Source organism: Natrinema altunense, from assembly GCF_000731985.1.
Taxonomy (GTDB): Archaea; Halobacteriota; Halobacteria; order Halobacteriales; family Natrialbaceae; genus Natrinema; species Natrinema altunense.
This window is the reverse complement of sequence record NZ_JNCS01000001.1, coordinates 820,822-837,556: the sequence shown is the minus strand read 5'-3', so window position 1 is coordinate 837,556 and position 16,735 is coordinate 820,822. Positions and strand designations below refer to the sequence as shown.

The window sequence follows — 16,735 nt, the reverse complement described above, 5'->3', positions numbered from 1 at the left end:
GACCCTCACCCAAGAGTTGTGCCGTACCGCTACGCTTAAACGACCGCAGTAACAACGATATAACGCGCCAAGGTGGCAGAGTCCGGCCGAACGCAGCGGCCTGCAGAGCCGCCCATCGCCGGTTCAAATCCGGCCCTTGGCTTAACTAACGTCTAGCCGTGACGAACGATGTCTGGTGTGTATATTCCTAACACTTCCGAGGGATGTCATATTAACACTCCACGATAGCAGCTATCTTGAGGTTTCCAAGGCGGTCGTCGGACTATGTGGCCGTGGCTGGACTGAATGCTGTCGGTAACCCTACGTCGGAGGCTTGTTATTTTCTTCTACCGTGGAACAAGTGGTGAGTGCCGACTTCGCGGCTCTAACCCTACCTAGGCAGTTAGCCTGAAAGACTCCCGATCGTGAGCAGAGAATGAGCCACATCGAAACGAAGCCGTTCGCACCGTTACCGACCAGGTCGTCCCGAAGCCGATTTCGACGAAGAGATCCGCTGGAAGTGGGGACTCGAGGAAACCGACATCGACGTGAGACGGAACAGCGAACGGCGTCAATTCGGAACGTTGGTAAGCCACCGACAAACGCCCGCTTTGTCGGCGGTGAGTAGTGGTTGTGTGCTGTCGAACCTCTCTGCGGCACGGGTGATCTCTCTCAGTCTGAGCCATCAGGCACGACTCTGACACGGATGACAGCAACGGCCGCGCAGCCTCGTGCCCTGGCTCGGTCAATTGGTGGTTCTCGAGTCGGTGTCAATGAGCGCTGTTCGCGATGAGCGTATGGTATTCGAACATCCTTGCGGATGATTTGCCACACAAGATTTATCTATTGACAAAGCATTCAGCTAGCCGATGGCGGATCAATTCAAAGGAAAGACAGTTATCGTAACTGGCGCTGGAAGCGGTATCGGCCGAGCAGCCGCGAAACGGTTCGCAAGCGGCGGTGCTAACGTCGTTGTTGCGGATCTTGATCCAGAAGGTGGCCGAAAAACGGTCACTCAGATCGAGATGACCGGTGGCGAGGCGACATTCGTCGACGTGGACGTTACCGACGAATCGAGCGTCGAACGGATGGTTGAACGCACTCGCGAGACGTATGGTGGGCTCGATATCGCGCACAACAATGCTGGTATCGAGGGCGAGAACGCACCGCTCACGGAGCAAACAATGGAGAACTGGACACAGGTCCTCGCTATCAACCTGACCGGTATCTGGCTCGCGATGAAGTACGAACTGCCCGAACTTGTGGCCGGGGACGGCGGTGCAGTGGTCAATACCTCATCGATTGCTGGACTCGCCGCGGACGGGAACGCTCCTTATACGGCTAGTAAACACGGTGTCGTTGGGCTTACGAAGGCAGCTGCCGTTCGCTACGCCGAAAAAGGGGTTCGTATCAATGCAGTCTGTCCCGGTGTTGTAAAAACGCCGATGGTGGAACGAACGATCGAAGAGAACCCCGACGCGGTTGAAGCAATAACGAACGAGCAACCGCTACGCCGGATGGCAGAACCCGACGAGATCGCTGCGTCGGTCGCCTGGCTGGCGTCCGATGACGCATCGTTCGTCAACGGACACGCACTGCCCGTCGAAGGTGGTAAGTTAGCCTGAGTGAGATTCGCACACGGTAACCCGCTACTGATACCGAAATTACGACGCCGCAGTGCTGTTATTTCTGTGATTCGCCGCCATCAATCGGTAGCAGTTGCCCCGTGATGAACGACGCCTCGTCCGAACAAAGCCACAGAATTGCACTAGCGACCTCGTCTGGTTGCGCTGGACGCCCCATCGGCACATTCGCGACGATTTCTTGCCGTTCTGCTTCGGACATCGCACGCAGCGCCGGCGTCTCGACGATAGTAGGACAGACCGCATTAATCCGAACGTCTTTCTCCGCAAACTCGAGCGCCGTCGTTTTCGTCAGGCCAACGACGCCGTGTTTGCTCGCGCTGTAGGGCGTCCGACCCGGGCTACCTCGAATGCCGGCCATCGACGCGACGTTGACGACCGCGCCACCTCCCGACGCCTGAATGGCTGGCAGTTGGTGTTTCATCCCAGCCCAGACGCCTTTCTGATTGACATCGATGATACGATCCCAATCGCTTTCGGTAATCTCGGTGATCGGTGCGGGTTCGTTGCCCGTTGCTGCGTTGTTGACCGCGTAATCGAGTCGTCCGTACTGCTCGAGAGCGATATCGACGGCGGCTTTGATAGAGGACGGGTTTCCGACGTCGGTTTTGATGAAGGTGGCAGTCCCACCACCGGCTTCGATCTGAGTGACGGTTTCTTCACCGCTATCAGTGTCGATGTCGGCAACGACGACGGCCGCACCGTCGTTCGCGAATCGTGTTGCGGTTGCCTGCCCGATTCCGGAGCCAGCGCCGGTGACGAGCGCGACGGTCTCTCTGAAGTCGTACATCGTACACTTATATATTGAACGTAGTGTCAAATACGTTCCGGCCAGTGGCTGTGAAACGAAAGGTCGTCGTTCGGGGCTACCGACTCGCTATTCGAAGGGACAAACTGCCAGACGGACAGCACACGCAGCTACTTTCAGTTGAGTGACTGGCTGCTCGTACTCGATGTCAGCAACGAGGAGATATCCGAAGCCAATGGGAACGCGAGCGAACCGAGAACGCCTAGTTCGCGTTCGCTGCGATTCGCTCGATCTGTGTCGCAATTGCGTCTCTTAGCTCTTGTATCGACTCATCCGGATCGTAGACTGTGAGTCGCCGGGTCCGTGTTCCAGTTAGCAGCGAGAGGAACAGGTCGGCTTCAACCGTCGGATCGATATTTGCGAATTCACCGGTTTCGAGACCGCGCGTGAAAATCCTCTCGAGAAGCTCCTTGAGCTCTTTGTCGACATGGAGATACTGTTCTCGGGCGTCCCGATCGTGCGGCCCGTTCACCCGCAGTTCGAACATGGCGAGCTGTATCCGGTAGACGTCTTCATCCAGAGTTTCCGGTAGTAACGTCTCGACGAGCGTTTCCAGTTCCGCCCGTGCCGAGTCCTTCGTCTCGGGTAGATCCTCGAGGAAGTCATAAAGCACGTATTCGAGAAAGTCGACCAATAGGTCGTCCCTGCCATCGTAATGGTAGTAGAGTAGCGTCCGACTCTTTTCGAACTCATCAGCAATATCCTGAATTGTCAGGCTGTCGTACCCGTGTTTACTCACCGCCTCGTACGTCGCCTCCATAATTTCCGTTTTTACCGGCCCGATTTCGTGGGGACCTTCGTTGGTAGTCATTGACTGGATATCCGAGGGTACGGACAGTGGCCTTTTCGGATTCGTATCACCGCGTTACTGGAGCAGCGAGTAAGAGGGCACAAATACGTCAAGCAATGACTCGGAGCGGCCGATATCGCGTCCCCGTGTCCGGTTCGAGACCGATCGCTCCGTTTTCGTCCGGTTTCGTCACGAAGCAGATTCATGGGCAGTGAGAGCAACGTCGAAGCACACGGCGCGAGCGGCGACGGTGGCTGTGTCTACAGCATCACCTCGACGAGAAGTCACGGTAGATGCGTTCGCCGAGCGACTCGAGTGAGTTCTCGTGGCTCCCCGCATTGGAGTGCTCGTCCAGACGTCTCCATCACCCTCGCGGTCTCGAGCGTGAATGGCCGATCAAAACCCACCGGATCGTTGAACCGCGCGACTTCTCACGGAATGGATCACACCGATTCCAGGGTGAGCCGCTCGCGGGTCCGAGTACGATAGGAAAGCGGCCGGGCGGGATTATGAACTCCGCCCGGAAATGCCCGCTTCGCTGCGCCTTTCCGGGCGTCGTTCGAATCGCTGTCGCCGCTTTGCTCCTCACGAAAGTATTCGGCGCAAAAGCGGGCCGGGCGCGATTTGAACACGCGACCGTCTGGTTAAAAGCCAGACGCTCTGCCAGACTGAGCTACCGGCCCTGTGGTTTCCCCTTTTGGGGAGTAGCGGTTAAACGTTTCTTTCTGTCTTCACGCGAGCGGGGACCGACCCGAAACCCTCTCATTCGAAGTATTGCTCGAGCGCATCGGTAACGATGGCACCGGGCTCGACGCCCTCCGTCGAGGCACGCCGACGGAGATCGCGGTAGGTCGGCGGCGAGAGGACGACCTCGAGTTGGCCGAGGGTGACGTCGTGGTCGGCGAGGGCGTGGTCGATAGGGGTGCCGTCGTTGATGGCACTGGCGACGCTGCGGACGTCGCGGACGGTGAGGTTGCCATCGAGGATGGCCCATGCGAGGAGGAGTCGCGCTTCGCCGCCGACACGGGCGATGTGCTTGGCGGCGGTCGGGGCGATCCGGCCGATCGCGACCTGTTTGCGGACCGATCGCGGGAGGTCGTGGACGCGAGCCCACTTCCGGATAAAGGAGACGGTGGCATCGCCGCCGGCGCGTTCCGCGGCGGCCTTGTAGGAGCCTTCTCCGCGGACGAGGGCGGCACAGGCGGCTGCACCGCGGAGCATATAGAGATGATCGTCGTTGGTAGTGTCGACGGCGAACTCGCGAACAATTGCGGCGGCGTCCGCGAGGCTCTCGGTATCGTCGGGATCGAACTGGACGGCCTCACGGGCACGGGTCCCGGCGACCGATTCGTCGCCCCGGATAACTGGTGTACCGACTGGTGACTCGCGGTCCGTCGGTATCGATCGACCGTTCTCGCCACGGCGGTTCGAACGATCACCGGGCCGGTTGTCGGTCATGCACCTGCATACGGGGTTCGACATCAAAAAGGTCGTTGCCGGGGCGAAATTCTCGTCTCACTCGTCGCGTTGCTCGGCGAGGTGTTCCCAGATTTCCGTACAGCCGGCACCCTCTTCGAGATCGTCGAGGTGGGCGTCGTCGCGTTCCTGCGCGTCCTGCTCGGCCGGCTCCGGGTTACAGTCGGCTGTCTCAGTCATTAGCGACCATTCGAGCCCCGTCGGGATAAGTATCGCTTCGGCTGCAAACGATACCCGTGCTCTGTCTTACGGGTGTATTATGCCGCTATCTCTGACGGGACTGCCGGTTGATACGTCCGGTCGCTCGAGAGATCGACTCGAAACGGACGGCACCGACCGATCGGCGTCGGTCGGACGGAGTCAGGAGACCGGTACCGCTAGCTGGACGACCGGATGCAGGGTGGGACTCGAGCGAGGGATGTCGGCCGTCGATCGATTCCGTCGGGGATCGACGTCCGCGGTACGCGGCCGATCGATCGGGAGTCCGCTCCGGAATAGTGGTGGCAAGAACGGCCGGTAAGTATGGCGAGCGCTCACCGACTCGGAACCTGATTCACGGTTCGGAGCCGTTCGGGGCGTACGTACTCGATCGAACCCGTCCGGGAACTGGCATCTGCCATCCGTGGCCAGTATCGCCGCCGGTTTCGTAGGGCGCGTCGACGACTGTGCGTCAGGAGCGACGGGGCCGAGCGACAGCCACCAAATAAGTGATCGGGACGTGACGGTCGAATCGACATGTCCGATCGACTGATGACGGTCAACGCGTACACGACGCTGGATTACGTCGAGGGAAAAGCGATCGGCGAGGCCTTCGAGTGGGAGTCCGCCGCCGTCGTGAACGCGACGGCCGACCGCGAGGACCCCGACGCGGTTCGTCTTCAGGTCGAACTCGACAACCTCTCCGAGGAACACGTTCCCAAACACATGGCGGAACTCGAGTTGACGCCGACCCAGGCGCGTGCGCTCGCCGCGGATCTCGAGACGCATGCCGACCGCGTCGACGACGCCGGGGACTGTAAGAGCCGCTGAAACGAGTGACACGCTGACCGACCGCCGTCATGCGGTTAGGTGGCAGTGACAGTCAGTGAGTACGATAGCTGCGCCCGACAGGGAGGGCGACGCGCCGATCGATCCCTGCCGCTGCGCCGCGTTCGTCCTGCCCGGACGGACGTGCGGCTCTGCCCTCCGGGGAGCGCTGCCGAGACGCGTACGGCTTTTACTGTTCGGCGCGTAATCCCCGCGTGTGACAACGTCCGTGCCGGATGTCGGCGACGAAGTGACGGTCCGACCCGCGGAGCGTGCGGATTTGCTCGCGGTCGTCCGTATCGAGAACGAGTCGTTTCCACAGCCCTGGCCCTACGACGCGTTCGAGCGGTTCCTCGGCGAACCGGCCTTTCTCGTCGCCGAGACCGACGGTGTGATCGCCGGCTACGTCGTCGCCGACGTCACCCAGCAGATCGGCCGTGCGCTGGGCCACGTCAAGGACATCGCCGTCCATCCGGACTACCGCGGCGACGGGATCGGGTCGACGCTTCTCTCCCGTTCGCTCGGCGTGCTCGCGGCCCACGGCGCGGGGACGGTCAAACTCGAGGTGCGGCGCTCGAACGACGGGGCGAAACGACTCTATCGGGAGTTCGATTTCGATTCACTCCGCCGAGTGCCGGAGTACTACGCCAACGGCGAGGACGCGATCGTGATGATCCGGAAGCTCGGATAGCCGGGTTGCGGGACGTTTTACCGTTCGCAGCCGGTAGCCTCCCCCATGGGATACGCCTGTCCGGTCTGTGATGCCGAGGAGGCCGACGCGGTTCATCTCGCGAACCACCTCGCGATCACTGCGTCGCTCGGTCGCGAGGACCACCGCGAGTGGCTCGAGGAACACGCCCCCGACTGGGGAGACTGCAGTCCCGAGGAACTCGGCGAGATCGTTAGCCCGCACGCGGCCGAAATCGAGACGCCCGCGTTCGAGGACTCCGGCCACGACCACGGACACGAACCCGGCCGTCCCGACTCGCTCGAGGAGGGGATCGCCCGGCAGAGCCGCCAGCCCGGCCGCGGGTCGATGACCGCCGAAACCGAGAGCGTCCTCCGGGAGGCCGCGGCGCTCACTCGCGAAATGCAGGCTGCGAGCGACGGGCGTGCGGACGAGGGAGACGAACCGGCATCGAACGCCGACGCCGAGGAGACGGACGACGGTCCAGACGGGAACGAAAACGCGTAACTGCCGGTCGCCCGACTAGCCGGGTATGCACACGGTGGGGACGTTCACCTTCGAGTCGGTCGACGACGCACGCACACAGTACGAGTCGGTCGGTCCGGCAGCCCAGACGGTCGTCCGCGAGGTCGCGAAGGCAATGGAGTTCGACCGAGAGGAGTACGACGAACGCGTCACCGGCGGCGTCGTCGAGACGGCTCGAGATGCGCTGTTCGCGAACTTACTCGAGGTACGGGTCGGGAGCCGCGAGGAGTTCGACGACTGGCGGGAAACCTACGACGGCGCGGTAGAGACGGTCGGACACGAGGACGTCGACCGCGTCGTCTGGCACGCGGGGCCGGACGGCGAGGCCGTCGCGGCGACCTTCCAGAACGAGGAGGACGCGGCGGTGGCGACGCTTCGCCGACAGGCGTTCGGCCGGTTGTATCGTGACCTCGTCGATCGTTCGTAACGGCACCCGACTCGCTCGAGCGAGCGGTGCCGACACGAGCGTCGGGCAAACGGCTACCTATTACCGCGTCGAGCCCACAGTAGGACGCGATGACTGCACCCGACGAGTGGGACTTGCTCGAGGAACGGACCGAGTACGAGACGGGCTGGTACGACGGCGGCTACGACCTGCTCGAACAGCCCGACGGAACGGAGAAGCGCTATTTCTGGGCGGAACTGCCGGCCGCGGTCGTCGTGGTCGCGCGGATCGACGGCAGCGTGCTCGAGGATGTGGCCGACGGTGAACCCGCCGCCGACGATCGGCTCCTGTTCGTCGAACAGTACCGGCCGACGATCCGCGAGACCCACCTCGAACTCCCCGCGGGAATCGTCGAGGACGGCGAGTCGTATACGCAGGCGGCAACGCGCGAACTCGAGGAGGAGACCGGCTTCCGACCGTCGAGTACGGCCCTGCTACAGGAGTACGCGGTCGCGACCGGCGTCTTGCGCCACGACCGGGCCATCGTCTACGCCGAGGGGCTCGAGCCGGGTGACCGGGAACTCGACAGCAACGAATTCCTCGAGGTGACGACGGTGCCGGTGAGCGAGGCGCTCGAGCGCGCTCGCGAGCAGCCGACGAACGATGCGACGCTGTCGGGGCTGTTGCTCGCGGCGGAAGACGGCCTGCTCTGAGCGGCGTGGGGTGACCGGGGCCGCGGATTCGGTGCCCGGCCGTTCTAGAACTGTGTCTGGTGACTCGAACGTCCCCGCCGCTTTTCTCTTCCAAGGAGGACATAGAGCAACAGCCCCAGCAGTCCGCCGAAGAAGACGACGAGCGTCCAGAGCACCGCGCTATGGGGGCTGTTCGTTTGTGCATCGGTGTACACCCACACCAGCGCACCGATCTGGATGACGAATAGCAGTAGGACGACGAGCAGTATCCCGCCGCCAGCGGCTTGCATCGGGAAGCGGGCAGTCAGTGGGACCATTACCGGGAAATTACGACAACCCACGTATATGTTTTCCGTTCTGACCATCCAGTACTGCTCTATCGATCGAGCCCGGGTTACGAGCGAATCGCCGCTGATCCAGCTCCCGGCCCCGAACCCCTGTTCTTATTCGCGTCGACGCGCAACCGCACGGTAATGGACGGCGAAATCTCCACGGACGAGGTCAAGGAACTCCTCGAGGCCGATGCGGACGTTCGCATCGTCGACATCCGGGACGAGCGGAACTTCGAGCACAGCCACATTCCCGGCAGCGAGAACATTCCCTTCCACGAACTCACGGACCGCGTCGACGAACTCGAGGGGGAAGACCACATCGTCACCGTCTGTCCCCACGGCAAGGCGAGCGTCCAGGCCGCACAGCTCATCGGTTCCTACGAGGGGACTGCCGACGCGCGCGTCGAGAGCATGGCGGGGGGCCTCGACAAGTACGGGATGAAGTTCGGGCTCGTTCGCGAGGCGGACAGCGAGGACGAATCGGCCGACCGCGAGTCGCCGCTCTGACCCGCTCGCGGCCCCAATCGCTCGAAGACGGTGTCTCGGGGGGACGGCGATACGACTAGAGGGTCGACGGTCGAAAAAACGGATCGAAAAACGCGACGCGGTCGTGGGTTCGGAAGTCGTCTCAGAGCATCGCGGGCATTAGGCGACGTTGAAGCCGCGGTCCCGAAGGAACTCTTCGATGCGGCCGGTGTGGTTCCCTTGGAGTTCGATCTGGTCGTCCTCGACAGTCCCGCCGCAGGCGAATTTGGACTTGAGATCCGACGAGAGACTGTCCAGATCGACGTCCTTCGGATCGAATCCTTCGACGATCGTTACCTCTTTTCCGTATCTGCGCTCGTCAATGCGGATGTTGAGTTGCTGTTGGCCCTTGGCCACGTCCTCGCAGACGCAGAGTTCTTGGGGCAGCCCGCACGTCGAGCAGACTTCCGACATTACGTTCGTAGCTATGAAACGGGCATATTAAACACTATCGGGACCCGAATGCCCTCGCGTGGTTCTTTTTGAGTGGTCAGCGGGATGATCAGTCCCAACGGTGTGACTGAACGAATGCGAACAGCCGGTGATCGATCCGCTTCGCTCGGGGCCGACCGCAGCGTCAGCGAAGGCGACCGACGATCGGTAACTGATTGCGGGCGAGGTCGTCGACGATCGCGATCGCCTCGTCGGCCTCGGAGCGGCTGACGCCGTCGCCGTACGTCGCCCGTTCGTAGTACTCGAGGACGCGCCAGACCCGTGAATCGAACCCGTCCGCGTCGGTCGTCGGGAGGGATGTTACGTACGCGCGGGCCGATTCCGATGGACGGCGCGGCCGGTACCGGCGCGCGAGGAGCCCCTCGAGTCGGTCGAAGGCGCGTTCGGCGTCGCGGTCGGGGTCCGCCCGGAACCCGTGCCAGTAGCGCCCGATCCCCCGACGGAGGCGCGTCGCCGCGCCGGTTCGGCGTGCGCCCGCGGCGAGCCCGACGAGGAGGACGAGCCCGATCGCACCCGTCTCCCGGACGACGGTGACGAGGCGTTCGGAAAGCGTCTCGTCGGTATCGCTCGTCCCGCCGACCGCGGGATCGCCGGCGTCGGTCGGGTCGGTCCCGTTGTCCGTGCCGTTAGAATCCGGGTCGTCGGTCGATCCGTTGTCGGGCTCCGTTTCGTCCGGCGGGGTCGGATCGGACGGTGGGTCGTCCGGACCGGCGGGATCGGAGTCGGGCGAATCGCTCCCGTCCCCGTCGTCGATCGGGACGTCCTCGCTGTCCTCGGTGTCCGCCGCCTCGTTGCCGTTCGCCCGCGCCTCTTGGAGGCGGTCGGTGTGGACATCGGCGCGCCCGCCACCCGGCGTCGGGTCGAACTTGACCCAGCCGTGGTCGGGGAAGTAGACCTCGACCCAGGAGTGGGCGTCGAGTCCGCGGACGACGTACTCGTCGTCGCCGATCTGCTGGCCGGTCGTGTAGCCAGTGACGTAGCGGGCCGGAATCCCCTCCTCGCGAAGCATCTGCGTCATCGTCGTCGCGAAGTAAACGCAGTACCCCTCGTCCATCCCCAGCAGGAACTCCTCGGCGACGTTGCCGGCGGGCTGTGAGACCTCGAGCGAGTAGTCCTTCGAGGTGCGGAGGTGGCGCTCGATCTCGGTCGCCGTCTCGTACGGGGTATCGGTGCCGGCCGTGATTTCGGCGGTCCGATCGGCGAACTCGCTCGAGGAGTCTTCCGGCATCTGGAGGTAGCGCTCGGTAATCTCGTCGGGGTAGTCCGTCCCTGCGGTCCGGAGTTCGGCCGGGCTCGAGTCGATGATCGCGCTCTCGACCGTGTAGCTGTCCCCCTGTTCGAGAGGCGATTCGGGCCGCGGTTGGCCGTGTCTCGAGACGGTCGTGTCTCGGGTCACGTCGCCGTCGACGGACAACGGCTGCGGTGTGACGGGCATGATACCGAGTCTCGTTTCGGCGGTAACCGTCTGCTCGACGGTGTCGTAGGTCCCGGGCGGGTTCGAGAGCCGGCCGTCGTACTGGTGGCTCTGGCCGGTCCGAATCCACTCGTCGCCGGTAAATCGATCGTAAACCCCGGTGCGCCAGTAGGTTCCCCGATCGGCTTCGACGGTGAACCGCACTTCCGGCGAGAGGTCTACCTGGCCCGAGATCCCCGAGCGCTCGGGTGCGGAGTCGATCGTCGCCTCGAGCGTGCCGGGTTCGCCCTGAACGAGATGTGTCGGTCCGGTCGGCTGGCCGGGGACGACCGTCACCGACAGCGAAAGTACGATCGTCACCGCGAACAGGACTGCGAGCAGGTCCGCTTGCCCGATCGATCCGCCCCGCCGCTCGAGGTCGCCGAAGGCGATGGCACCGATGGCGGCGAGGATGCCGGTCAGCGTGACGATCGTCCCCGCATCGCCGGTCAGGACGAGGAAGCCGAGCGCGGCCCCGCCGGGAACGACGCCGAGTCCGTACCGCCCACGGACGGCGAGATACCACGAGAGGAAGACGGGCGCGGGCGCGAACCCGAGCGTCCAGATGCCGGCCTGCACCATCCGGAGCAGCGGCAGACCGGTCGCCAGCGCGACGGTGTCGGACAGGAGCGCGTCGGTGCTCGAGAAGACGACGCCGAGTTCGACGCCCGCCGACGTGAGATAGTAGGCGAACCCGACTCCGGCCGCCGACAGCGCCAGCACCCCCGCGGTTCGAGGGCGGATCACGCGGGCGAGTACCGTCGCCGCGAGCAGCATGAGCCCGACGAGTGCGAACAGCGAGCGGCTGCCGCCGACGACCTGCGTGATGTCGTACAGCACGGCGACGTACGACCCCGTCAGGACGAGTACGCAGGCGAGCGCGAGGAGTCGGACGCCGTCGGTCCCGACGAGCCGATCGGGTCCCACCGATTCCGTTCGCTGTCCGGTGTGGCTGGACGATTCCGTACTCATGCGGTCACCCCCGGCTGCCCGTCGGTCTCGCGATCGCGTCGGCCGTCGTTTGCGGTTCGGTGCCGGTTGTTTCGTCTCCCGCCGTCCGCTCGGTCGCGGCCACGGAGCCGGGCGAACGGAATTTCGCGGTCATCGACGACGACCGTCGTCCCGTCGCCGTCGGTTCGGACCAGCACGTCCGCGTCCCGCCGGGTTCGGTCCGCGAGTTCGCCGGGCTCGGCGACGGCCAGTAGCTGTAGTATGTCACGGTGGTGTGCGTTCCCCGAGCCCGGCGGTCGCGTTCCGTCCGGGACCGTGACCGCTACCGTCGCGCCCTGCTCGAGGAGGAAAGTTGCGACGGTGGCGGCGGCCGACGCCATCTCGTCGTCGTTGCCGGTCAGACACTCGGCGGCGACGGTGACGGTCCCGGCGTCCCCGTCGGTCGCGTACTCCGCCACGACCAACTCGTCGTCGGGTTGCTTGGCCGCGGTCTTCCAGTGGACGTCGCGAAGCGGATCCCCCCGGTGGTACTCCCGGAGGTGGTCGAACTCCTCGTCGACGTGCCGGTCCGCGACGCTGGCGAGCGTCCGTATATCGACCGCGGGTCCGCCGCCCAGGTCCCGAACACGTGGATAGACGACGACTGGCGTCGTCTCCTCGTACTCGAACCGTCGCTCGACGAGGCCGACCATATCGCTGACGGCGATCGAGAGCGGCCCGATCCGGTGTTCGCCCCGTGCCTCGAGTCGCACGTCGTAGCTGATCGTCTCCTCGCCCGCGAGGGTCGTGTCCGCACGCGGAGCGGTGGTCGCCGAGAGCCCGTTGCCGACGACATCGCGGACGGTCGCCGCGGCGGTCCCGTCGGCTTCGATCGTGACCTCGACTGTTCGTTGTTCGCCGATGAACCCCTCCGCGACGGGGCGACGGACGACGTGCGGTCGGTCGGTGCGACCGACCGTGACCACGCCGGCCAGCAACGCGACGACGAGCGGGACGACGACGGCGTTCAGTGCTCGCGGGCCGAACCGCCAGCTCAGCACGACAGCCGCGAGCACGACGGCGACGACGGTCCAACCGCGACGGGTGAGCCTCATTCGACGGGCACGCGCTCGAGTGCGTCCTCGACGACCGCGGTGCCGTCGCGGTCGCGACCGTCCGTCTTGATCCGATGGCTCAGTACGACCGGCGCTTCGATCTGAACGTCGTCCGGAATCGCGTAGTCCCGGCCGTTCGTGACGGCGCGGGCCTGAGCCGCCCGGAGCAGCGAAATCGTTCCACGGGGGCTGACGCCGATGTGGGCGTGTTCGCGGGTGTAGGCTGCGAGCCGCGCCGCGTACGTTCGGACGGGAGCCGCAACCTGCACCGTCGAGACGGTCTCCCGGGCGGCGACGAGGGTCTCGCGGTCGGTGACCGCTTCGAGGGAGTCGATGGGATGGTCGCCGACCGTCCGGCCGAGCAGTTCGGCCTCCTCGTCGGGGGTGGGGTAGCCAAGATGGAGTTTCTTCATGAAGCGATCGACCTCGGCGAAGGGCAGGTCGTAGGTCCGGTTCGGCTCGACGGCGTTCTGGGTCGCGATCACGGTAAATGGTGTCGGGAGGTCGCGCGTCGTCCCGTCGGTGGTGACCTGCTCTTCCTCCATGGCCTCGAGCAGCGCCGCCTGTGTCTTCGGCGGGGCGCGGTTGATCTCGTCGCCCAACACGATATTGCCGAAGACGGGGCCGGACTGGAACTCGAATTCGCGGGTCTTCTGATTGAAGACGTTCACGCCGGTGACGTCGCTCGGGAGGAGATCCGGGGTAAACTGGACGCGGCTGAACGTACAATCGACGGAGGTCGCGATCGAGCGGGCCAGCATGGTCTTCCCGACGCCGGGCACGTCGTCGAGGAGGACGTGACCACGCCCGAGAACGGCGGTGATGACGTGCTCGATCACTTCGTCGTGACCGACGATCACGCTCGAGACGTTCGTCTCGATCTCTTCGCACAGCCGTTCGACGGTCGAAATCCGGAGGGCACCGTCGGCCGGCGAGTCGGTACTCCGTTCCGGTGTCGGGTTGGCATCAGTCATAGTCTCGCAACGGCCGGTGGGGACCCGGGCGAACCGTTCATTACTACGTCATCAGGTGGTCCCGAACATATGTTTTGTGTCATCTGGAACATTAGTGCCACGAGACGTGTCGGCGCACACTGCACGGACTGGAACCCTCGGCGCTCGCTCCCCCGTCTCGAGTCGCCGTATCCACCAAGAACACGCGTTCGACACGACAGTGCCGCTGCTACCAGCGAAGTAATCAGAAAACGATACCACCTTCGGAACAGCTTAGACTCGCTCGAGGTTCGTCGCTCGCGGGCCCTTCTCGGCCTCCTCGATGTCGAACTCGACTTCCTGACCCTCCTCTAGGTCCGGACCGCCGATGTCCTCCATGTGGAAGAACACGTCCTCGTCCGCGTCGTCAGTCTCGATGAATCCATAGCCGCCAGTGTCGTTGAAGAAGTCGACCGTACCTTTCGCCATTGCGTCTCAACAAAGCCGCGACGAAAATATAAAGCTTCGGGAGTGCGCTCGCAAGCATCCCGCCGGAAACACGTTGGGACCCGCATCGATCGCCGATCCGATTACCAGTCCTTACACTCCGGACAGACCAGCGAGCCATCGCCACGCCAGACGCGATCGGTCGATTCCCCGCACCGGTTGCAGGTGTACTCACCCCACGCGTACGTCGACCGCGCGGTTTCGCCGGACGGCGACGCCGTCTCGTCGTCGGTTTCGTCCGTCCGCGCGATGGCAGCACCGTCCGCGGGCGACACCTCGGCGGCCGCGGACGAGTCGTCGTCCGTCCGTGCCGCCCTCGTGGGGTCCTCATCGTCGGTCTCGGTAGCGAACTCCGAGAGCCTCGCGTCGTCCGTCACGGGTCCGGCTACGACCGGCGACGGCTTAATCCCCACTCATTCGGGACCGGCACGGCCAAGTAGCACCGGTAACAACCCCCGCATATGGACACCATCACACCGTTGAACCTCGTCGTGGACAATGTCACTGAAATGGTTAGCATCTTCACTGACGTCGCGATGGGCGCGGGAGCCGCGCCGCTTTTGATTCTGGTCGGCGCGCTCCTCGTCGCCTTCTCGATGGGCGTCTTCGGCGTTCTCACCCTCGGTGCCGTCGGAAACCTCTTTACCTCGAACTGATCGGTCGATCCGCGTTTCGGTCAGGCTTCGGTCGCGCGAGCGAACGCCTCGCTCGCTCGTGGTATCGCGTCCTCGAGATCCGGCCCCAGCGGCGATCCCACGACGATCCCATCGACGTGGGCAAGCGCTGCCTCGAACCGAGCCGCGACGGTCTCCGTCGTCCCGGCGATACAGAAGGCGTCGATCATCGCGGGCGTGACGCGACCGAAGGCCTCGGGGAGGTCCCCCCGCTCGAGCGCCGCGCTTACCGCACTCGCCGCCTCCCGGTCGATGTCGTGGCGCTCGAGGACCGGCTCGGCGGCCCCGCCGACGATGAAAGCGACGGGCGGCCGCGCCGCCTTTCGGGCTTCGCTCTCGTCGCCGGCCACGCTGACGCTCGCGAAGGCCAACGACTCGAACGCGCCGTCCGCGTCGGGTCGCTCGGCCAGCCCCTGCTCGATCTGACCCGCGGCCCACTCGAGGTCCCGCGGATGGGCGGCGTTTATCAGCACGCCGTCGGCGTGTTTCGCGCTCATTCGCAACATGTGTGGCCCCTGCGCGCCGACGTAGACCGGGATTTCCGAAACCGGCTCGAGGTTCAGCGCCGCGTCCCGCGCGGTGAACGTTCCCTCGTGGGTGACCGTCTCGCCGGCCCAGAGCTCCCGGGCGAGGTCGAACGTCTCGAGGACGCGCCGAAGCGGGCTGTCGCGCTCGATCCCGAGATTCGACAGCGAGGAGCGGTCGCCGGCACCGACGCCGAAGACGCCGCGGCCGTCGCTGAGTTCGTCGATCGTCGCCGTCTGCGCTGCGAGTTTCACCGGATGGGTTTCGTAGGGGTTGACGACGCCCGGCCCCAACCGAATCCCGTCGGTGGCGTCGGCCATCCGAGACAGCACGACGAACGGGTCGCGATTGAAATAGTGGCTACTCGCGAACGCGATGTCGAACCCTTCCTCTTCGGCGAGGGCGGCCAGATCGGCTACCCGCTCGGGCGGATGCTCGGGCGTGAGTTCGATACCGAGGGTGGCGTCTCCCGCCGCTCGATTCTTGCTCGTCATCCGTCGGCCCTCCACGTTCGCAACGCTTGCCGAACCAGATCGTCTTCGACCGAGCGGAACAGCTCGTCGCTGCCCTCGTGAGTGCCGAAGTCCCAGTCCCGGACGACGACGGCGGGCGTTCCGCCGGCCCCCTCGCCGGTCACGAGGTTCGCGGCGGCGGCGAGTTCGTCGACGACCGACTGGACGGTGACGCCGAGTTCGTGGCCGTCGCGGTCCCGCTCGCCGCGCCAGTCCCGGCTCGCGGGCATGCCCGCCCACCCGATCGCGACGCCGGTCTGCCCGTGCCGGAACGGCCGTCCGCAGGTGTCGGTCACGATCACCGCGACGTCTTCGATACCGCGCTCTGCGAGCCCCGATCGAATCCGTTCGGCGCTCTCCGTCGGCCGCTCCGGCAGCAACAGGAGGTCGTGATCGGGCACGTTCGAGCGGTCGATCCCCGCGTTCGGGCAGATGTGCCCGAACCGCGTCTCCGCCAGCAGGAACGGACAGTCGATCAGCAGCTCCGAACTCTCCTCGATGATCGCCTGCGCGAACCGGGGATCCTTCTCCTCACCTGCAACCGACTCGAGCCGGTCGGCGATCTCTCGTGCCCGTCCGCTAACGGGGTAGTCCTCGAGATCCGCCGTCCGGCCTTCCGCCTTCGAGACGATCGTACTCGCGACCGTGAGCACGTCGCCGGGCTCGAGGGCGGCCCGATCCGCGACGAGGGCGGCGATGTCGTCGCCGGGGCGGATTTCGGGCAGGTCCGCCACGCCGTTGAGTTCCATACCGGTGGGTGGGGCA

General features: G+C 64.6%; 21 protein-coding genes and 2 tRNA genes. 9 read left to right on the top strand and 14 right to left on the bottom strand.

Annotated features, from left to right (window positions below; all coding sequences use genetic code 11):
* Positions 1 to 66: 66 nt before the first annotated feature.
* Positions 67 to 142, top strand: a tRNA-Cys gene (locus tag ALTAJ2_RS04265).
* Positions 143 to 848: 706 nt separating this feature from the next.
* The gene (locus tag ALTAJ2_RS04260) at positions 849 to 1,604 is read left to right on the top strand and encodes a glucose 1-dehydrogenase (RefSeq protein ID WP_050031423.1); all 756 of its coding nucleotides are present in this window, start codon (positions 849 to 851) and stop codon (positions 1,602 to 1,604) included.
* A 58-nt stretch (positions 1,605 to 1,662) separates the two neighbouring features.
* Here ALTAJ2_RS04260 and ALTAJ2_RS04255 read toward each other — a convergent pair whose 3' ends face one another.
* The 5 genes from ALTAJ2_RS04255 to ALTAJ2_RS19565 form a co-directional block, all read right to left on the bottom strand.
* A complete protein-coding gene (locus ALTAJ2_RS04255; protein WP_007110984.1) occupies positions 1,663 to 2,412 on the bottom strand; it encodes an SDR family NAD(P)-dependent oxidoreductase in 750 nt (249 codons plus the stop codon).
* A gap of 220 nt (positions 2,413 to 2,632) precedes the next feature.
* A complete protein-coding gene (locus ALTAJ2_RS04250; RefSeq protein ID WP_049901087.1) occupies positions 2,633 to 3,241 on the bottom strand; it encodes a TetR/AcrR family transcriptional regulator in 609 nt (202 codons plus the stop codon).
* Between the two features lie 588 nt (positions 3,242 to 3,829).
* Positions 3,830 to 3,903: transfer RNA gene (locus ALTAJ2_RS04245), tRNA-Lys, on the bottom strand.
* Positions 3,904 to 3,982: 79 nt separating this feature from the next.
* Complete coding sequence (locus tag ALTAJ2_RS04240; RefSeq protein ID WP_007110982.1) at positions 3,983 to 4,678, bottom strand: DUF7119 family protein; 696 nt, start codon at positions 4,676 to 4,678, stop codon at positions 3,983 to 3,985.
* A gap of 57 nt (positions 4,679 to 4,735) precedes the next feature.
* Positions 4,736 to 4,876, bottom strand: coding sequence for a hypothetical protein (locus ALTAJ2_RS19565; RefSeq protein WP_007110981.1), 141 nt, complete (start codon positions 4,874 to 4,876; stop codon positions 4,736 to 4,738).
* A gap of 555 nt (positions 4,877 to 5,431) precedes the next feature.
* On the opposite strand from ALTAJ2_RS19565, the gene ALTAJ2_RS04230 reads away from it, so the two are divergent.
* The 5 genes from ALTAJ2_RS04230 (at position 5,432) to ALTAJ2_RS04210 (ending at position 8,033) form a co-directional block, all read left to right on the top strand.
* Positions 5,432 to 5,725: a DUF6360 family protein gene (locus ALTAJ2_RS04230; protein WP_007110980.1), complete on the top strand. Its 294-nt coding sequence runs from the start codon at positions 5,432 to 5,434 to the stop codon at positions 5,723 to 5,725.
* Between the two features lie 214 nt (positions 5,726 to 5,939).
* On the top strand, positions 5,940 to 6,413 hold the full coding sequence (rimI, locus tag ALTAJ2_RS04225) for a ribosomal protein S18-alanine N-acetyltransferase (protein ID WP_049901081.1): 474 nt from the start codon (positions 5,940 to 5,942) through the stop codon (positions 6,411 to 6,413).
* A gap of 45 nt (positions 6,414 to 6,458) precedes the next feature.
* Positions 6,459 to 6,917: a DUF5810 domain-containing protein gene (locus ALTAJ2_RS04220; protein ID WP_007110978.1), complete on the top strand. Its 459-nt coding sequence runs from the start codon at positions 6,459 to 6,461 to the stop codon at positions 6,915 to 6,917.
* 25 nt (positions 6,918 to 6,942) lie between these two features.
* On the top strand, positions 6,943 to 7,362 hold the full coding sequence (locus ALTAJ2_RS04215) for a DUF5809 family protein (protein WP_007110977.1): 420 nt from the start codon (positions 6,943 to 6,945) through the stop codon (positions 7,360 to 7,362).
* 89 nt (positions 7,363 to 7,451) lie between these two features.
* The gene (locus ALTAJ2_RS04210; RefSeq protein WP_007110976.1) at positions 7,452 to 8,033 is read left to right on the top strand and encodes an NUDIX hydrolase; all 582 of its coding nucleotides are present in this window, start codon (positions 7,452 to 7,454) and stop codon (positions 8,031 to 8,033) included.
* Between the two features lie 44 nt (positions 8,034 to 8,077).
* On the opposite strand, the gene ALTAJ2_RS04205 is transcribed toward ALTAJ2_RS04210, so the two are convergent.
* Positions 8,078 to 8,329, bottom strand: a complete 252-nt coding sequence (locus ALTAJ2_RS04205) for a PLDc N-terminal domain-containing protein (RefSeq protein WP_049901078.1) — start codon at positions 8,327 to 8,329, stop codon at positions 8,078 to 8,080.
* 156 nt (positions 8,330 to 8,485) lie between these two features.
* On the opposite strand from ALTAJ2_RS04205, the gene ALTAJ2_RS04200 reads away from it, so the two are divergent.
* Positions 8,486 to 8,851 carry a rhodanese-like domain-containing protein gene (locus ALTAJ2_RS04200; RefSeq protein ID WP_007110974.1) on the top strand — a complete coding sequence of 122 codons (366 nt, stop codon included), beginning with the start codon at positions 8,486 to 8,488 and terminating at the stop codon, positions 8,849 to 8,851.
* Positions 8,852 to 8,989: 138 nt separating this feature from the next.
* Here the strand turns inward: ALTAJ2_RS04200 and yciH are convergent, their stop codons facing one another.
* From yciH to ALTAJ2_RS04170, 6 genes are all read right to left on the bottom strand, one after another.
* On the bottom strand, positions 8,990 to 9,283 hold the full coding sequence (gene yciH, locus ALTAJ2_RS04195) for a stress response translation initiation inhibitor YciH (protein ID WP_006183677.1): 294 nt from the start codon (positions 9,281 to 9,283) through the stop codon (positions 8,990 to 8,992).
* Between the two features lie 163 nt (positions 9,284 to 9,446).
* The gene (locus tag ALTAJ2_RS04190) at positions 9,447 to 11,747 is read right to left on the bottom strand and encodes a transglutaminase TgpA family protein (RefSeq protein ID WP_007110973.1); all 2,301 of its coding nucleotides are present in this window, start codon (positions 11,745 to 11,747) and stop codon (positions 9,447 to 9,449) included.
* Positions 11,744 to 12,820: a DUF58 domain-containing protein gene (locus ALTAJ2_RS04185; RefSeq protein ID WP_007110972.1), complete on the bottom strand. Its 1,077-nt coding sequence runs from the start codon at positions 12,818 to 12,820 to the stop codon at positions 11,744 to 11,746. The genes ALTAJ2_RS04190 and ALTAJ2_RS04185 overlap by 4 nt, the downstream gene beginning before the upstream one ends.
* Entirely contained in the window at positions 12,817 to 13,794 is a 978-nt protein-coding gene (locus tag ALTAJ2_RS04180) for an AAA family ATPase (RefSeq protein ID WP_007110971.1), read from the bottom strand. Before ALTAJ2_RS04180 ends, ALTAJ2_RS04185 begins: the two co-directional genes overlap by 4 nt.
* Before the next feature lie 252 nt (positions 13,795 to 14,046).
* Complete coding sequence (locus ALTAJ2_RS04175; RefSeq protein WP_006183681.1) at positions 14,047 to 14,241, bottom strand: cold-shock protein; 195 nt, start codon at positions 14,239 to 14,241, stop codon at positions 14,047 to 14,049.
* Positions 14,242 to 14,342: 101 nt separating this feature from the next.
* Positions 14,343 to 14,636, bottom strand: a complete 294-nt coding sequence (locus ALTAJ2_RS04170; protein WP_007110970.1) for a DUF7573 domain-containing protein — start codon at positions 14,634 to 14,636, stop codon at positions 14,343 to 14,345.
* A gap of 84 nt (positions 14,637 to 14,720) precedes the next feature.
* Here ALTAJ2_RS04170 and ALTAJ2_RS04165 point away from each other — a divergent pair, with 84 nt between their 5' ends.
* Positions 14,721 to 14,915 (top strand): hypothetical protein, encoded by a 195-nt coding sequence (locus tag ALTAJ2_RS04165; RefSeq protein ID WP_007110969.1) that lies wholly within the window; start codon positions 14,721 to 14,723, stop codon positions 14,913 to 14,915.
* Between the two features lie 20 nt (positions 14,916 to 14,935).
* Here the strand turns inward: ALTAJ2_RS04165 and ALTAJ2_RS04160 are convergent, their stop codons facing one another.
* Together ALTAJ2_RS04160 and ALTAJ2_RS04155 are read right to left on the bottom strand one after the other, a co-directional pair.
* A complete protein-coding gene (locus ALTAJ2_RS04160) occupies positions 14,936 to 15,952 on the bottom strand; it encodes a 5,10-methylenetetrahydromethanopterin reductase (protein ID WP_007110968.1) in 1,017 nt (338 codons plus the stop codon).
* Complete coding sequence (locus ALTAJ2_RS04155; protein ID WP_007110967.1) at positions 15,949 to 16,719, bottom strand: coenzyme F420-0:L-glutamate ligase; 771 nt, start codon at positions 16,717 to 16,719, stop codon at positions 15,949 to 15,951. Before ALTAJ2_RS04155 ends, ALTAJ2_RS04160 begins: the two co-directional genes overlap by 4 nt.
* Between the last annotated feature and the right edge of the window lie 16 nt (positions 16,720 to 16,735).

Bases quoted from the DNA above. Each gene is read 5' to 3' on its own strand.
- ALTAJ2_RS04260 (WP_050031423.1), top strand. From the start codon at position 849: ATGGCGGATCAATTCAAAGGAAAGACAGTTATCGTAACTGGCGCTGGA.
- ALTAJ2_RS04255 (WP_007110984.1), bottom strand. From the start codon at position 2,412: ATGTACGACTTCAGAGAGACCGTCGCGCTCGTCACCGGCGCTGGCTCC.
- ALTAJ2_RS04250 (WP_049901087.1), bottom strand. From the start codon at position 3,241: ATGACTACCAACGAAGGTCCCCACGAAATCGGGCCGGTAAAAACGGAA.
- ALTAJ2_RS04240 (WP_007110982.1), bottom strand. From the start codon at position 4,678: ATGACCGACAACCGGCCCGGTGATCGTTCGAACCGCCGTGGCGAGAAC.
- ALTAJ2_RS19565 (WP_007110981.1), bottom strand. From the start codon at position 4,876: ATGACTGAGACAGCCGACTGTAACCCGGAGCCGGCCGAGCAGGACGCG.
- ALTAJ2_RS04230 (WP_007110980.1), top strand. From the start codon at position 5,432: ATGTCCGATCGACTGATGACGGTCAACGCGTACACGACGCTGGATTAC.
- ALTAJ2_RS04220 (WP_007110978.1), top strand. From the start codon at position 6,459: ATGGGATACGCCTGTCCGGTCTGTGATGCCGAGGAGGCCGACGCGGTT.
- ALTAJ2_RS04215 (WP_007110977.1), top strand. From the start codon at position 6,943: ATGCACACGGTGGGGACGTTCACCTTCGAGTCGGTCGACGACGCACGC.
- ALTAJ2_RS04210 (WP_007110976.1), top strand. From the start codon at position 7,452: ATGACTGCACCCGACGAGTGGGACTTGCTCGAGGAACGGACCGAGTAC.
- ALTAJ2_RS04205 (WP_049901078.1), bottom strand. From the start codon at position 8,329: ATGGTCCCACTGACTGCCCGCTTCCCGATGCAAGCCGCTGGCGGCGGG.
- ALTAJ2_RS04200 (WP_007110974.1), top strand. From the start codon at position 8,486: ATGGACGGCGAAATCTCCACGGACGAGGTCAAGGAACTCCTCGAGGCC.
- yciH (WP_006183677.1), bottom strand. From the start codon at position 9,283: ATGTCGGAAGTCTGCTCGACGTGCGGGCTGCCCCAAGAACTCTGCGTC.
- ALTAJ2_RS04190 (WP_007110973.1), bottom strand. From the start codon at position 11,747: ATGAGTACGGAATCGTCCAGCCACACCGGACAGCGAACGGAATCGGTG.
- ALTAJ2_RS04185 (WP_007110972.1), bottom strand. From the start codon at position 12,820: ATGAGGCTCACCCGTCGCGGTTGGACCGTCGTCGCCGTCGTGCTCGCG.
- ALTAJ2_RS04180 (WP_007110971.1), bottom strand. From the start codon at position 13,794: ATGACTGATGCCAACCCGACACCGGAACGGAGTACCGACTCGCCGGCC.
- ALTAJ2_RS04175 (WP_006183681.1), bottom strand. From the start codon at position 14,241: ATGGCGAAAGGTACGGTCGACTTCTTCAACGACACTGGCGGCTATGGA.
- ALTAJ2_RS04165 (WP_007110969.1), top strand. From the start codon at position 14,721: ATGGACACCATCACACCGTTGAACCTCGTCGTGGACAATGTCACTGAA.
- ALTAJ2_RS04160 (WP_007110968.1), bottom strand. From the start codon at position 15,952: ATGACGAGCAAGAATCGAGCGGCGGGAGACGCCACCCTCGGTATCGAA.
- ALTAJ2_RS04155 (WP_007110967.1), bottom strand. From the start codon at position 16,719: ATGGAACTCAACGGCGTGGCGGACCTGCCCGAAATCCGCCCCGGCGAC.